Here is a 15,794-nt window from a genome sequence, read left to right on the forward strand (position 1 = left end):
CCTTCTCCGGGGAGAGAACCGTGAGCACCACCCAGACCGCCACCGCCGGGGCCACCGCCGCCGACACCGCCCGCCGCATCGCCGAGCTGTCGCCCGACCAGCGGGCCCGGCTGGAGGCCCGGCTGCGCGAGCGCCTCGCCCGGCGTCCGGCCGCGCCCACCGGCGTGCCGCGCCGCACGGCGGGGGGCCCGGTGCCGCTGTCCTTCACCCAGGAGCAGATCTGGCTGGCCCAGCAGATCGCCCCGGAGTCGGCCGCGTACAACGTGCCGATGGCGGTGACCTGCTCCGGCCCGCTCGACGCCGAGCGCCTCGCCCGGGCGTTCCGCACGGTGATCACCCGGCACGAGGTGCTGCGCACCACCTTCGCCGCCGGAGCCGACGGGTCGCCGGTCCAACTGGTACACGACGAGGCGCTGTTCGCCCTGCCGGTGACCGACCTGCGGACGCTGACGGCGGACGAGGCCGAGGCGCGGGTACGGGCCCGGCTGGCCCAGGAGGCGAACGTCCCCTTCGACCTGGCGGCCGGACCGCTGCTGCGGGCCGCGCTGCTGCGCACCGGGGACCAGGAGCACGTCCTTTCCCTGACCATCCATCACATCGCCTCCGACGCCTGGTCGGTGAACGTCCTCCTCGCCGAGGCCGCCGCGGCCTACCGGCTGGCGGACGGCCCCGCCGGGGCGGCGCTGCCCCCGCTGCCGGTGCAGTACGGCGACTTCGCCGCCTGGCAGCGCGGCCGCCTCGAAGGCACCGCCCACCAGGAGAGCCTCGGCTACTGGCAGCAGCGGCTGTCCGGCCTGACCGACACCCCGCCGCCCGCCACCGCCACCGGGCGGCCGGAAGGCGCCCCGGCCGCCGGGACGCACACCCTGGAACTGCCCGCCCGGGTCGCCGCGGACTTGCGCGCACTGGCCGCACACCACCGCACCACCCTCTTCACGGTGTCCCTCGCGGCGCTCCAGGTGCTCCTGCACCGGTACGGCGGCGGCGCCGACCCGGTCATCGCCACCCCGGTCGGCGGACGCGGGCGCAGCGAACTGGAAGGCCTCATCGGCTGCTTCGTCAACACCCTGCTGCTGCGCGGCGACCTGTCCCCTCGCTCCGCTGGGGATGCCCCTGGTGGCGACCCGACCTTCGCGGAGCTGCTGGAGCGGGCCACCGCATCGACCCGGCGCGACTTCCAGCACCAGGAAGTCCCCTTCGAGCAACTGGCCGCACAGCTGCGGGCCGGCTCGCCCGACGGACTGGCCCGCACCATGCTGGTCCTCGACCAGGCCGCCCCCGACACCGCCGGGGCCGCGGCCGACGCCGGTGAACTCGTCCTGCGCCCGCTCGACGGAGGCGGCCCGGCCGACGCCAAGCGGGACCTGACCTTCACCGTGTCGGAGACCGGCGACACCCTGACGCTCACCCTCGTCCACCGCACCGACCGCTACGAGGAGCGCTCCGCCGAGCGGCTGCTCGCCCACTACGCCACCCTGCTGCGCGAGGCCGCCACCGACCCGCACCGCCCCGTCGGCCGCCTGCCCCTGCTGACCTCCGGCGAGCGCACCCTGCTGCTGGACACCTGGAACGCGACCGCCCTCGCCGTGCCCGCCGGGACCTTCCACGGCCGCTTCGCCGAGCAGGCCGCCCGCACCCCCGACGCCGTCGCCGTGACCGGCGCCGACGGCACCCACCGCTACGCCGCACTGGACCGGCTGGCCAACCGGCTGGCCCACCACCTGCGCGCCCTCGGGGTCGACCGCGAGACCCCCGTCGGCATCTGCCTGGAACGCGGCTCCTGGACCGTGGTCGCGCTGCTCGCCGTCCTCAAGGCCGGCGGCTGCTACGTGCCGGTGGACCCGGCCCAGCCGCAGGAGCGGATGGCGATGATGCTCGCAGACACCGCCGCCCCCGTGGTCATCACCCGTACCGCCCTCGCCGACCGGCTGCCGGCCGGTGTCCGGGCCGTCACGGTGGAGGAACTCGCCCTCGACGCACTGCCCGACACCGCCCCGGACGTCTCCGTGGACCCGGGCCAGGCGGCGTACGTCCTGTTCACCTCCGGCTCCACCGGGCGCCCCAAGGGCGTCGTGGTCGAGCACCGGCAGGTGCTCAACTACCACACCGCGGTGGTCTCCGCGCTCGGCCTGGAACCCGCCGGGTACGCGATGGTGCAGCCCTTCACCTTCGACTCCTGCGTCACGGTCCTCTCCTCCGCCCTCCTGGGCGGCGGCACGCTGCACATGGTCGACGCCGACACCGCCGCGGACGGGCGGCTGCTCGCCGCCTACTTCGCCGAGCACGCGATCGACTACCTCAAGATCAGCCCCTCGCACCTCGCGGCCCTGGAAGGGCCCGGCGCCGTGCACCGGGTGCTGCCCCGCCGGGGCCTGATCCTCGGCGGCGAAGGCTCCACCAGCGCCTTCGTCCGCGACCTGCTGGGCCGCGCCGAGTGCGAGGTCCTCAACCACTACGGGCCGACCGAGACCACCGTCGGCGTGACCACCCACCGCCCGCGCGCGGCCGCACTCGCCGCCACCACGACCGTCCCGATCGGCCGCCCGCTGGGCAACGTCCGGGCGTACGTACTGGACGGCCGCGGCGAGCCCGTCCCCGTCGGCGTGCCCGGCGAGCTGTTCATCGGCGGCGCCCAGGTCACCCGTGGCTACCTCGGCCGACCCGGCCTGACCGCCGAGAAGTTCGTGCCCGACCCGACCGGCGTACCCGGCGCCCGCATGTACCGCACCGGCGACCTCACCCGCCGCCTCCCGGACGGCGCCATCGAGTTCCTCGGCCGCCTCGACGACCAGGTGAAGATCCGCGGCTTCCGGATCGAACTGGGCGAGGTGGAAGCCGCCCTGGCCGCCCTGGCCGCCCTGGCACCGGTGGCGGCCGCCGCCGCCGTGGTCCGCGAGGACCGCCCCGGGGACCGGCAGCTCGTCGGCTACCTCGTCCCGCTGCCCGGTGCCACCCTCGAACCGGCGGACCTGCGACGCGAGTTGGCGAGGTCACTCCCCGGCTACATGGTGCCGTCCGCGCTCGTGGTGCTCGACGCGCTGCCGCTCACCGCCCACAACAAGCTGGACCGGCGCGCCCTGCCCGCCCCGCCCCGCCAGGAGGCCGAAGCGGGGCGGGCCCCGCGCGACGACCGCGAAGCCGCCCTGTGCCGGATCTTCGCCGAGGTGCTGGGCGCCGAACGGGAGCCGGGCATCGACGAGAGCTTCTTCGACCTCGGCGGCCACTCGCTGCTGGCGATGCGGCTGGTCGCGGTGGTCCGGGCCGAGCTGGGTGCGGAGGTGGGCGTCCGTGACCTGTTCGAGGCGCCGACCGTGGCCGCGCTGGCCGAGCGGCTGAACGGAGCCCTGCCCGCCGGCACCGTGGCACCGCTGGTCCGCGCGGAGCGCCCGGACGTACTGCCGCTCTCCTTCGCCCAGCGCCGTCTCCGCTTCCTCAACGGCATGGAGGGCGAGGCCAGCGCCTACGCGATGCCGGTGGTGCTGCGGCTGACCGAGGCGGTGGACGCGATGGCGCTCCAGGCTGCGCTGGACGACGTGGTGGAGCGGCACGAGACGCTGCGTACGGTGTTCCCGGAGACCGGTGGTGAGCTGCGTCAGGTGATCGTGCCGGCGGCCGCGGGGCTGGTGCCGTTGAGTGTCGTCGTCGGGATCGATGAGGGCGGTGCGCGGGAGCGGATCGCCGAGCTGTCGGCCCTGCCCTTCGACCTCGCGAGTGAACTTCCGTTGCGGGCCGCACTGTTCACTCTGGCTGCGGAGGAGCACCTGTTGGTGCTGGTGTTGCACCACATCGCGGGTGACGGCCTGTCGATGCGTCCGCTGACCGAGGATCTGACCGCGGCCTATGAGGCCCGGAGTGACGCCCGTACTCCTGACTGGGCGCCGTTGGCGGTGCAGTACGCGGACTTCGCGCTCTGGCAGCACGAGCACCTCGGTGACCCCGACACCCCGGGTACTCCGCTGAACCGGCAGCTCGCCCACTGGACCGCCGAACTGGACGGTCTGCCCGAGGAGATCGCGCTCCCGGCCGACCACTCCCGGCCCGCCCAGCCGACGCACCGGGCGCGCGTCCACACCACGCACACGGATGCCGCCGTCCATGAGCAGCTGACCGCCCATGCCCGCGCGCATCAGGCCACCCTGTTCCACAGTGTGCACGCGGCCCTGGCGGTGCTGCTGACGCGCAACGGCGCCGGTACGGACGTACCCATCGGCACCCCGACCGCGGGCCGAGCCCACCGTGACCTCGACCAGCTCATCGGGTTCTTCGTCAACACCCTGGTCCTGCGCACGGACACCAGCGGAAACCCCACCCACACCGAGCTGCTCCGCCGCACCCGGGACGTCAACCTCACCGCCCTCTCCCACCAGGACGTCCCCTTCGAACGGCTCGTCGAGGCCCTCAACCCCACCCGCACCCCCCACCGCCACCCGCTCTTCCAGACCATCCTCACCCTCAACAGCGCACCGGCCGCCGTCGCCGAACACGGCACGCAGCACGTCGAGTTCGAGAGCGCGGCGAAGTTCGACCTCTCCGTCACCGTCACCGAGCAGCACACGGCGGAAGGCGCACCCGCCGGGCTCGGCGTCACCATCGAGTACGCCGCCGACCTCTTCGAGCCCGCCACCATCGCCCGGCTCGCCGACCAGTTCCAGCGGATCCTGCGCGCCGCCGCCGCACACCCCGACACCCCCCTGCACGCCATCGACCTGCTGGGGGAGTCCGGCCGGGCCGAGCTGGCCGCCCTCGCCACCGGCGCCGTCCGTCCGCTGCCCGCGGCCGCCCTGCCGGAACTGTTCGCCGCGCAGGTGGCCCGTACCCCCGACGCCACCGCCGTCGTCTGCGGCACCGGCACCCTCAGCTACGCCCAGCTCGACACCGCCGCCGGGCTCCTCGCCCGCCACCTGGTCGCCCTCGGGGCGGGCGCCGAGAGCCGGGTCGCGCTGCTCCAGGAGCGCTCGGCGGAGCTGGTGGTCAGCACGCTCGCCGTGGTGCGGGCCGGGAGCGCGTACGTACCGCTGTCCGAGAGCTGGCCCGACGAGCGGATGGCCCTCGTACTGGCCGACACCGGCGCGGACGTGCTGCTGGTGGACGCGGCCACCCGTGACCTTCCCTTCGTCCGGGCGCGGGCCGCAGCGGGCGTGCGGGTGGTCGACGTATCGGCCCCACTGCCGGACGCCCCCGACCGGCCCGTCCCGGCCGTCCAGCCGGACCAGCTGGCCTACGTGATGTACACCTCCGGCTCCACCGGCGCCCCCAAGGGCGTCGCCGTCACCCACGCGGACGTGGCCGCGCTGGCCGCCGACGGCTGGTGGCGGCGGGACGGCCACCACGAGCGGGTGCTGTTCCACTCCCCGCAGGCCTTCGACGCGGCCACCTACGAGCTGTGGGTGCCGCTGCTGAGCGGCGGCCAGGTCGTCGTCGCACCCGCCGGTGACCTCGACCCCGAGCGGATCGGGCGCCTCATCGCCACCTACCGGATCACCGCCCTGTGGCTGACGGCCGGTCTGTTCCGGCTGCTCGCCGAGGACGCGCCGCAGAGCCTGACCGGCGTCCGCGAGGTCATGACCGGGGGAGACGTGGTCCCGGCCGCCGCGGTACGCCGCGTGCTGGCCGCCCACCCGGGGCTGCGGGTGGTCGACGGCTACGGCCCCACCGAGACCACCGTCTTCGCCACCCGGCACCCGATCACCGCCGGGGACGCGCTGGGCAGCACCGTGCCGATCGGCCGGCCGCTGGACAACATGCGCGTGCAGGTACTCGACCCCTCGCTCGGCCAGGTGCCGCCCGGCGTGGCGGGAGAGCTGTTCATCGCCGGTGCCGGACTGGCCCGCGGCTACCTCGGCCGACCGGGCGCGACCGCCGAGCGGTTCGTGCCGGATCCGTTCGGTGAGCCGGGTGGGCGGATGTACCGGACGGGTGATCTGGGTCGTTGGGTGTACGACGAGCGGGGTGAGGGGCGGCTGGAGTTCCTGGGCCGTACGGATGACCAGATCAAGTTGCGGGGTTTCCGGATCGAACCGGCGGAGATCGAGGCGTACTTCACGAGTCGGGTGGACATCGCGCAGGCCGCGGTGCTGCTGCGTGAGGACAATCCGGGTGATCAGCGTCTGGTCGCCTATCTCGTCCCGGCCGCTGGTGCGGTCCTGCCGGAGGTGGCCGAACTGCGTGCGGAGGCCGCGGCTCAGCTGCCCGCGTATCTCGTTCCCTCGGCTCTGGTCGTGCTGGAGACTTTGCCGTTGACGCCGAACGGGAAGCTGGACCGGCGGGCTCTGCCCGTCCCGGCCGCGGTGGCCGTGCCCGCCTCGCGGGCGGCCCGTACGCCGCGGGAAGAGGTCCTGTGCGGTCTCTTCGCGACCGCCCTCGCCGTCGAGCACGTCGGGATCGACGACAACTTCTTCGACCTCGGCGGCCACTCCCTCCTCGCGATGCGGCTGGTCGCGGCCGTGCGGGCCGAGCTGGGCGCGGAGGTGGGCGTCCGCGACCTGTTCGAGGCGCCGACCGTGGCCGCGCTGGCCGAGCGGCTGGGCCGGGCCCTGCCCGCCACCGCGCTGGCGCCGCTGGTACGCACCGAGCCGCGCCCGGCGCGCGTCCCGCTGTCGTTCGCACAGGCCCGGCTGTGGTTCCTCAACCGGATGGAGGAGACCGAACGGGCCTCCTACAACATCCCGGTGGTGCTGCGGCTGACCGAGGCGGTGGACGCGGTGGCGCTCCAGGCCGCGCTGGACGACGTGGTCGGGCGGCACGAGACGCTGCGTACCGTGTTTCCCGAGACCGGTGGCGAGCCGTGCCAGGTGATCGTGCCGGCCGCTGCGGGGCTGGTGCCGTTGAGTGTCGTCGGGACGGATGAGGGCGGTGCGCGGGAGCGGATCGCCGAGCTGTCCGCTCTTCCCTTCGACCTCGCGAGTGAACTCCCTTTGCGCGCTGCGCTGTTCGCTCTGGCGCCGGAGGAGCACCTGTTGGTGCTGGTGTTGCACCACATCGCGGGTGACGGTCTGTCGATGCGTCCGCTGACCGAGGATCTGACCGCGGCCTATGAGGCCCGGAGTGACGCCCGTACTCCTGACTGGGCGCCGTTGGCGGTGCAGTACGCGGACTTCGCGCTCTGGCAGCACGAGCACCTCGGTGACCCCGACACCCCGGGTACTCCGCTGAACCGGCAGCTCGCCCACTGGACCGCCGAACTGGACGGTCTGCCCGAGGAGATCGCGCTCCCGGCCGACCACTCCCGGCCCGCTCAGCCGACGCACCGGGCGCGCGTCCACACGACGTACACCGATGCTTCCGTCCATGAGCAGCTGACCGCCCATGCCCGCGCGCATCAGGCCACTCTGTTCCACAGTGTGCACGCGGCGCTGGCGGTGCTGCTGACGCGCAACGGTGCCGGTACGGACGTGCCCATCGGCACGCCGACCGCGGGGCGTGCGCACCGTGACCTCGACCAGCTCATCGGGTTCTTCGTCAACACCCTGGTCCTGCGCACGGACACCAGTGGAAACCCCACCCACACCGAGCTGCTCCGCCGCACCCGGGACGTCAACCTCACCGCCCTCTCCCACCAGGACGTCCCCTTCGAGCGGCTCGTCGAGGCCCTCAACCCCACCCGCACCCCCCACCGTCACCCCCTCTTCCAGACCATCCTCACCTTCAACAACGCCGTCGTGACCGGTGCCGATCCGGTCGACACCGGCACCGATGTGGCGTCGGAGAGCGCGGCGAAGTTCGACCTCTCCGTCACCGTCACCGAGCTGCACACCGGCGACGGCGCTCCCGCCGGGCTCGGCGTCACCATCGAGTACGCCGCCGACCTCTTCGAGCCCGCCACCATCGCCCGGCTCGCCGAGCAGTTCCAGCGGATCCTGTGCGGCGCCGCCGCACACCCCGACACCCCACTCAACGAGATCGACCTGCTCGCCGAGCACGAGCGCAAGGCCCTGTTCGGCGACTGGAACGGCCCGTCGCGCGCTCTGCCCGGCCGGACCCTGCCCGAGCTGTTCGCCGCGCAGGTGGCCCGGACCCCCGACGCCACCGCCGTCGTCTGCGACACCGGCACCCTCAGCTACGCCCAGCTCGACACCGCGGCCAACCGGCTGGCCCGCCATCTGGTGGCGCAGGGGGCGGGCCCCGAGCGGCTCGTCGCCCTGGCCGTGCCGCGCTCGGTGGAGACCCTGGTGGCCGTGCTGGCCGTGCTCAAGTCCGGGGCCGCGTACCTGCCCGTCGACCTCACCCACCCGGGCGAGCGGATCGCGTACACCCTGGCCGACGCCCGGCCGCTGTGCGTGGTCACCACGACCGGGGCGGCCTCCCGGCTGCCCGTCACCGACCACCCGCGCCTGCTGCTCGACGCACCGGACACGGCCGCCGCGCTCGCCGCCCTGCCCGACCACGACCTCACCGACGATGACCGGTCCGCGCCCCTGTCGCTGCGCAACCCGGCCTACGTGATCTACACCTCCGGTTCCACCGGCCGCCCGAAGGGCGTCGTGGTCGAGCACTACTCGCTGGACGCCTACCTGGCGTGGGCCCGCGAGGCCTACGGCAGTGTCGCGGGCCGGGCGCTGGTCCACTCGCCGGTCTCCTTCGACCTCACCGTGACCGGCCTCTTCGCACCGCTGACCAGCGGCGGCACCGTTCAGCTCATCGAGCTGGACGACCAGGCGCCCACGGCGGGCGAGTTCGACCGGCCGACCTTCGTGAAGGCCACGCCCAGCCACCTGGCCCTGCTCACCGCGCTGCCCGAGCGCTTCTCGCCCAGCGAGCAACTGGTCCTCGGCGGCGAGTCCTTGATGGGCGATGTGCTGGACGAGTGGCGGCGCAAGCACCCCGGCGCCACCGTGATCAACGAGTACGGTCCGACCGAGACCACGGTCGGCTGCACCGAATTCCGCATCGAGCCCGGTGACACCGCGCCCTCCGGCGTGATCACCATCGGCCGCCCGATCTGGAACACCCGCATGTACGCGCTGGACGAGGCCCTGCGCGCGCTGCCGGTCGGGGTCGGCGGCGAACTCTTCATCGCCGGTGACCTGGTGACCCGCGGCTACCTCGGCCGGCCCGGTCTGACGGCCGAGCGGTTCGTGCCGGATCCGTTCGGTGAGCCGGGTGGGCGGATGTACCGGACGGGTGATCTGGGTCGTTGGGTGTACGACGAGCGGGGTGAGGGGCGGCTGGAGTTCCTGGGCCGTACGGATGACCAGATCAAGTTGCGGGGTTTCCGGATCGAACCGGCGGAGATCGAGGCGTACTTCACGAGTCGGGCGGACATCGCGCAGGCCGCGGTGCTGCTGCGTGAGGACAATCCGGGTGATCAGCGTCTGGTCGCCTATCTGGTCCCGGCTGCCGGTGCGGTCCTGCCGGAGGTGGCCGAACTGCGTGCGGAGGCCGCTGCTCAGTTGCCCGCGTATCTCCTTCCCTCGGCCCTGGTCGTGCTGGAGACTCTGCCGTTGACGCCGAACGGGAAGCTGGACCGGCGGGCGCTGCCCGTCCCGGCCGCGGCGACGGTGCCCGCCTCGCGGGCGGCCCGTACGCCGCGGGAAGAGGTGCTGTGCGGTCTCTTCGCCACGGCCCTCGCGGTCGAGCACGTCGGCATCGACGACAACTTCTTCGACCTCGGCGGCCACTCCCTGCTCGCCGCCCGGCTGACCGCCCGGGTCCGCGAGGAACTGGGCGTCCAGATCGGCCTGCGGGCCCTGTTCGAGACGCCGACGGTGGCCCTGCTGGCCGAGCGGATCGACGCCGACGGTGACACCGAATCCTCCGACGGGCTCGGGCAGTTGCTGCCGCTGCGCACAGGCGGCGCCCGTCAGCCGCTCTTCGCCGTACACCCCGGCGGTGGCCTCGGCTGGTGCTACTCCGGTCTCGCCCGCCACCTCGACCGTGACCGGCCGCTGTACGCGCTCCAGGCCCGCGGGCTCGACGGCGCGGGCGAACTCCCCGGATCGGTACCCGAGATGGCGGCCGACTACCTGCGGCTGATCCGCGCGGTGCAGCCCGCCGGCCCGTACCACCTGCTCGGCTGGTCCTTCGGTGGCACGGTGGCGCACGAACTGGCCCGCCAGTTGCAGGAGGCGGGCGAGGAAGTGGCGCTGCTGGCCATGCTCGACTCGCACCCGACGGGACGCTTCCGGCACGCCGGTCAGCCCAGCGAGGCGGAGATCCTCTCGCTCGCGCTGGACGGGCTCGACCTCGAAGAACTCGACGCGCTCGCCACGGCCGCCCCGGCGGACGGTGCGGACGCGCTGGGCGACGGACTCCCCTCCGCCGCGGCCGTACTGGAGCTGCTGCGGGAGCGCGGCAGCGTGCTGGGCGGGCTGGACCCGGCCGCCCTGGACCGGCTGGTGAAGGTGACCGCCAACAACCTCGCGCTGGCCCAGGGCGAGGAACCGGGCCGCTACCGGGGCCCCGTGCTCTTCTTCGAGGCCCTGCCGGGCCGGGGCGCCGACGGCACCCCGCTGGCCGAACTGTGGGCCGCGCACGTGGACGGCCCGGTGGAGAACCACCCGCTGGACATCCCGCACAGCCGCTTCACCACTCCCGAGGCGCTGGCCCAGATCGGCCCCGTGCTCGCCGCCCACCTGCGCTGACCGGGGGCACGCGGGTGGCGCGCCCGGCCCGCTGTCGGCCGCGCCACCCGCCCCGCGCCCGTCCCGCGCCCGCCCCGCCCCCGTCCCCGCTGTCGCTCTCGCCCCGCCCCTGCCCCCCGTCTTCCCGACCCGCCGCCGCGGCCGGTGCTGCCTTGCCGCCGCGCCGTCATGCCGCCATGCCTGCGAACGGAACCGTCCCATGCCCGTACCGCCCCCGTCCTTCGCACCGCCCCCCGTGGACCTGCCGTGACCACCTTCGTGCTCGTCTGGGCGGGCCGGCTGGTCACCGCCCTCGGATCCAGCATCTCCGGCTTCGCCCTCGGCCTGTGGATCTACCAACAGACCGGATCCGTCACCCAGTTCGCCACCAGCCTGCTGCTCGGTTTCGCCCCGGGCATGCTGGCCGCCCCGGTCGCCGGGGTCCTGGTGGACCGCTACCGGCGCCGCAACGTGCTGCTCTGCGCGGACGCGGCGGCCATGCTCGCCGCCGTGGCCATGGCCGCCTCGCAGGCGACCGGGCACCTGGCCGTCTGGCAGGTGTACGCGGTCATCGTCGTGGAATCGTGCTGCGCGGCCTTCCAATGGCCCGCGCTCGCCGCCGCCGTCTCCGGCATGGTCCGGCCCGAACAGCGCGGCCGGGCCAGCGCGATGACCCAGACCGCCCTGGCCGGAGCGCAGTTGCTCGGCCCGATGCTCGCCGCCGTGCTGCTGGGCGCGGGCGGGCTGCGCGCCGTCCTGGTGGTCGACGTCGTCTCGTTCGGGCTGGGGCTGCTCACCTTGGTGATCGCCCGCTTCCCCGAGCCGGCGCCCCGACCGGAACACACCGGTGGTCCCGGCGAACACCCCGGCTGGCGCGCGGAGTTGAGGGAGGGGCGGCGGCTGCTCACCGGGCAGCCGGGACTGCGGCACCTGCTCCGCCTGGTCACCGTCCTCAACGCGGCCGAGGCCACCGCCACCGCCCTGCTGCTCCCGCTCGTCCTGGCCGCCACCCCCGCGGACCAGCAGAACGCCGCGGTGGCCATGGTCAGCACCGCCGGCGGGCTCGGCCTCGCGATCAGCAGCGTCGCCATGTCCATCTGGTCCACCCCTCGCCGCCCCTTGCCCTGGGTCACCGCGGCCACCGTCCTCAGCGGGGTCGCGGTCCTCCTGGCCGGGTTCTTCCCGCGCCCGGTCCTGCTGGCCGCGGCCGCCTTCACCTTCTTCCTCGGCCTGCCGGTGGTGACCAGCTGCTCCCAGGTGCTGTGGCAGTCCGCGGTGGCCGCCGAGGCCCAGGGCCGTGTCTTCGCCCTGCGCCGCATGTTCACCCAAGGCGGCACCCTGCTCGGCTACTTGCTCGCGGGACCGCTCGCCTCGCAGGTCTTCAGCCCGCTGGTGGATCCCGGCGGACCGCTCGCCGCCACCCTGGGCCGGCTCCTCGGTACGGCCCGGGACCGTGGCAGTGCCCTGCTGCTCTGCTGTACGGGCCTGGTCCTGGCGGTCATCGCCCTGGCCGGACGCCGCCACACGATCACGGCCCTGCCCGCGCCGCCCGCCGACGGCCCGCCACCCGCCGCACGGGAGGGCGTCCCCGAACAGGTCCCTGAGGGACAACCCGTCCCGTAACGCCCGCCCTTTCAGTGGGATTTGCATACCCTCGGGGGTGATGTCCCCCCGCCCGTTCGGGCCGCGCCGCGCCGCCCTCCACCGATCCGGAGTCACCGTGATCTTCCGTCCCACCACACCGTCCGAACTCGACCGCTTCCTGCCGCTCGTCCGCGCCGACGCGGCCGGCGGGATGACGGCCGACACGTACACGGCCCGGCTCGCCGCCGGTGAGTACCGCCCCGACTGGACCTGGATCGCCGAAGACGCGCCGGGCGCAACGCCGCTCGCCCTCGCCGTCTGGTGGGGCGACCCGGACGAGGACCTGCCCGGCGCCCTCGACGGACTGTTCGTCCACGACGCGGTCCGCTCGGAGGCCGAACGTACGGACCTGGCCGCCGGGTTGCTCAGTGCCGGGCACGCGGCCCACGCCGCCGCGGGTGCGAGCGCCGCCCCCGAATACCACCTCTCGCTCCCCGGTGACTGGCACGACCGGCCCGACACGGCCGAGGCCGTGGCCTGGCGGCAGGAGGCGGCCCGGCGCGCCGGCCTCCCGGTGACCCTGGAGCGGCTGCGCTACGAGTGGACACCGGGGGACGGGCTCCCCGAGCCCACCGGGCGGCTGCTCTTCGCGGCCGAACCGGACGACGAGGTCTTCGTCGGCCTCTTCCGCCGGGTCCTGACGGACACCCTCGACGCGGCGACCCGCAGGGAGGCCGAGCACATCGGCCCCGAGGCCCAGGCCCGCGAGGACGTCGCGTTCTACCGCGACACGATGCCCGGGGACCGGTCCTGGTGGCGGATCGCCCGGACACCGGACGGCGAGCCCGTCGGCTTCGGCCTCCCCTCCCGCAACCACTCCTTCCCCGTGGTCGGCTACCTCGGCGTGCTGCCCGAACACCGAGGCCACGGGTACGGAGCGGAGATCCTGGCCGAGATCACCAGGATCCTGGTGGCCGAGACCGGCCCGGAGAAGGTCCGGGCCGACACCGATCTGACGAACCTTCCGATGGCCGCCGCCTTCGCACGCGTCGGGTACCGCAACGACGCCCGCCGCCTGGTGCTGTCCGCCCACTGAGCGCGTCGGGCGGGACCGCGGCCCCGCGAGCGGGCGGCCCGAGATCGTGCGTCTATCCGCTGAATATCAGCCCTCGCTTCCATGGGCCCCACTGATCACCCGATGGAGAGGGACACAACCGAAGATGAGCACCGAAGAGCCGACCGTCGCTTCGACCGAGGCCGAGGCACGGGCCGCGTTCCTGTCACGGGTCTGTGGCCCCGCCCTCGGTGCGCGCGCGTTGCTGGAGCGGGCGGCGGAGCTGCTGCCCGGCGCGGTCGACACGGCCTCGGACATCGAGACGGCCCTCGCAGAGCTGGCCGCCCACGCGACGAGACGCCCGGCCCCCGCCGCCCCCGCGGCCTGGGGCCTCGACCTGGCCACGGGCGCGCTGCGCCGGGTGGCCGTCCCCGAACCCGGCTCCCCGGTGGGCGTCGCGGCGGGTCTGACCTGGGTGGCCGCCCTCGAATCGGGCCTCGCCCAGCACTGCGAGGCCCTCCTCGCCGAGCGCCTCGGCGCGCCCGGGACCCGGCTGCCCCGGATGCACCTCGGCTCCGGGGCGCACGGGGTCCCCGGCGGACCCGGTGTCCCCGACGCCCTGCTCGGCGCCCTGCGCGCCGCGGGCGGGTTCGTCGCGCACGACCTGTCCGGTCTGCTCTCCCTGCCCGCCTGCGCCGTCACGCTGGCCCCGCGCGCGGAACCGGCCGCGGACGGCGGCCCGGACGGCGGCCCGGACGGCGCCCCGGACAGCGCCCCGGACCCGGCCGCGCACACCGTGGTCGCCACCGGCGCGACCCTGACCGAGGCGGCCCGTACCGCCGTGCTGCGCGCCCTGTCAGCCCGCGGCGCCCGCGCGGCCGGGCGGCCGGTCCGGCACGCGTTCCCCGCCATCGGCCGGGACCGGGAGGAGGCGGACTGCCGGCCGCTGCCCGCCGCCCAGTGGTCGCACCCCCTGGACGCCCTGCGCTCCCAGGGCCACTGCCCCGTCGCGGTCCTGCCGGACCACGACGCCCGCGTGGGCGAGGTGCTGCCGTACCTCGTACGGATCGTGCTGCCGGCCGGCTAGACCCTGGGAGTAGATCCCGGGCAGACCCCGGGATTGGATCCCGGGCAGACCCCGGGGTCGCCCTGGGGGGCGGTCAGGCCCGCGCGTTCGGCCAGGGCGCCGCCCTGGAAGCGGCTCTCGGCGCCCAGTTCCTCCAGGAGTTCCGCGATGTGGCGGCGGCAGGTGCGCAGGGACATGCCCATGCGCCGGGCGATCACCTCGTCCTTGCCGCCCTCGACCAGCAGCCGCACCAGGGCCCGGCGCAGGCTGGTGCCGACCTCCTTGTACGCGGCTCCGCTGCTGCCGAGGAAGGGGTCCGCCGCGGACCAGTGCTGCTCGAAGACCCGGCACAGGTACGCCACCACGTCGGGGTCGCGGACGAGTACGGCGCCCTCGCCCGTGCCGCCGTCCGCGCGCCGGGGCAGGAAGGCCACGCTGCGGTCGAAGACCACCGCCCGGTCCGGGAGTTCGGCGGCCGTGCGGTACTCGGCCCCGGCCGCGGTCAGCGTCTCGACGTACCCCTGGGTGGCCAGGTTGGAGCGGGCCGAGTGCTGGTACAGGGTGCGCATGCGCACGCCCCGGCCGAGCATCGCCAGGTCCCGTTCGATGGCGTCGCCCAGGCGGTGGGGCGGGCGGCCGCCGCCCGGCTGGATGGTGAAGACCTCCTCCCGACACCGCGCCGACTGCTCGGCGAGCAGGGCCGATACGGCGGCCAGGTCCGGCAGCGAGTCGATGCCCTCGCGGCGGCCCTGCTCGTGGCGGGTGGCCCGGTAGCGCGGCATCAGGGAGTGCAGGTCGTCCCGGACCGACTGGGCGTGCGCCGAGGTCCGCGCGAGCTGTGCCTCCAGCGGACCGACGGCCTCCGCCGCGGCGGCGTCGGGGCTGACCGCCATCAGCTCCTCGGGGCTGCCGGGAACCGTCCTGAGCAGCCGCAGGAGGAGCAGTGTGTGGCAGGCCCGCTCCACCTCTTCGGCACTGAGACCGAGGTCAGGGGGTACGTCGGGCGGGTACCGCTTGAGGCTTCCACGCGTCAGGACGTGCTCGAAAACAGCCACGGCCGCCGCGTCCAGCCGCGGCAACTCGAGAAATTCTGTCCCGGTATTCATGCTTATACCCCACTGTGCGGCCCTGCTACTTCCGTGCTCTGCAGGGTATTGCCAGATCGGAGCGCTGGACCAAGAGGTCGCGGCATGAGGAGATTTGGGTGTCCCGCCACACAAACCCCATCAGGCGGACATCGCATGGCGAACCCCCTCATCGATGGAGTTCGCGGACCATGCCACCACCTCCCGACTCAGGAGTCGCACCATGCCCGCTGCCACCCGTTGCTTCCTCGCCCTCTCCGTCCTGCTGGCGTGCGGGGTGTCCGCCGTCGCGGTGGGCCACGGATCCTCGGCGGACGACGGCGGGCACCGCTCCGGGAGCAGCGCCACCACCACGCTCGCGGACAGCCTCATGGACACCAGCTGGGGCGACGAGTACATCAAGCCGCAGCACTGAGGCCGCCCGCCGCCGCCCGTCCGCCCGTCCG

The 15,794-nt window shown here is 74.4% G+C and carries 6 protein-coding genes; 5 read left to right on the forward strand and 1 reads right to left on the reverse strand.

Going from position 1 to position 15,794, the window contains the following annotated elements; all coding sequences use genetic code 11:
- Positions 1-20 precede the first annotated feature (20 nt).
- From OHS33_RS30975 to OHS33_RS30990, 4 genes are all read left to right on the forward strand, one after another.
- Positions 21-10,580: a non-ribosomal peptide synthetase gene (locus OHS33_RS30975; protein WP_330333710.1), complete on the forward strand. Its 10,560-nt coding sequence runs from the start codon at positions 21-23 to the stop codon at positions 10,578-10,580.
- A 246-nt stretch (positions 10,581-10,826) separates the two neighbouring features.
- Positions 10,827-12,182 carry an MFS transporter gene (locus OHS33_RS30980; protein ID WP_330333711.1) on the forward strand — a complete coding sequence of 452 codons (1,356 nt, stop codon included), beginning with the start codon at positions 10,827-10,829 and terminating at the stop codon, positions 12,180-12,182.
- A gap of 40 nt (positions 12,183-12,222) precedes the next feature.
- On the forward strand, positions 12,223-13,239 hold the full coding sequence (locus OHS33_RS30985; protein ID WP_330333712.1) for a GNAT family N-acetyltransferase: 1,017 nt from the start codon (positions 12,223-12,225) through the stop codon (positions 13,237-13,239).
- Positions 13,240-13,363: 124 nt separating this feature from the next.
- Positions 13,364-14,284 (forward strand): hypothetical protein, encoded by a 921-nt coding sequence (locus OHS33_RS30990; protein WP_330333713.1) that lies wholly within the window; start codon positions 13,364-13,366, stop codon positions 14,282-14,284.
- Here OHS33_RS30990 and OHS33_RS30995 read toward each other — a convergent pair.
- A complete protein-coding gene (locus OHS33_RS30995; RefSeq protein ID WP_330333714.1) occupies positions 14,281-15,318 on the reverse strand; it encodes a hypothetical protein in 1,038 nt (345 codons plus the stop codon). The genes OHS33_RS30990 and OHS33_RS30995 overlap by 4 nt on opposite strands.
- A 253-nt stretch (positions 15,319-15,571) precedes the next feature.
- On the opposite strand from OHS33_RS30995, the gene OHS33_RS31000 reads away from it, so the two are divergent.
- Positions 15,572-15,763 (forward strand): hypothetical protein, encoded by a 192-nt coding sequence (locus tag OHS33_RS31000; RefSeq protein ID WP_330333715.1) that lies wholly within the window; start codon positions 15,572-15,574, stop codon positions 15,761-15,763.
- The last annotated feature ends 31 nt before the right edge of the window (positions 15,764-15,794 follow it).

Source organism: Streptomyces sp. NBC_00536 (assembly GCF_036346295.1).
Classification (GTDB): Bacteria; Actinomycetota; Actinomycetes; order Streptomycetales; family Streptomycetaceae; genus Streptomyces.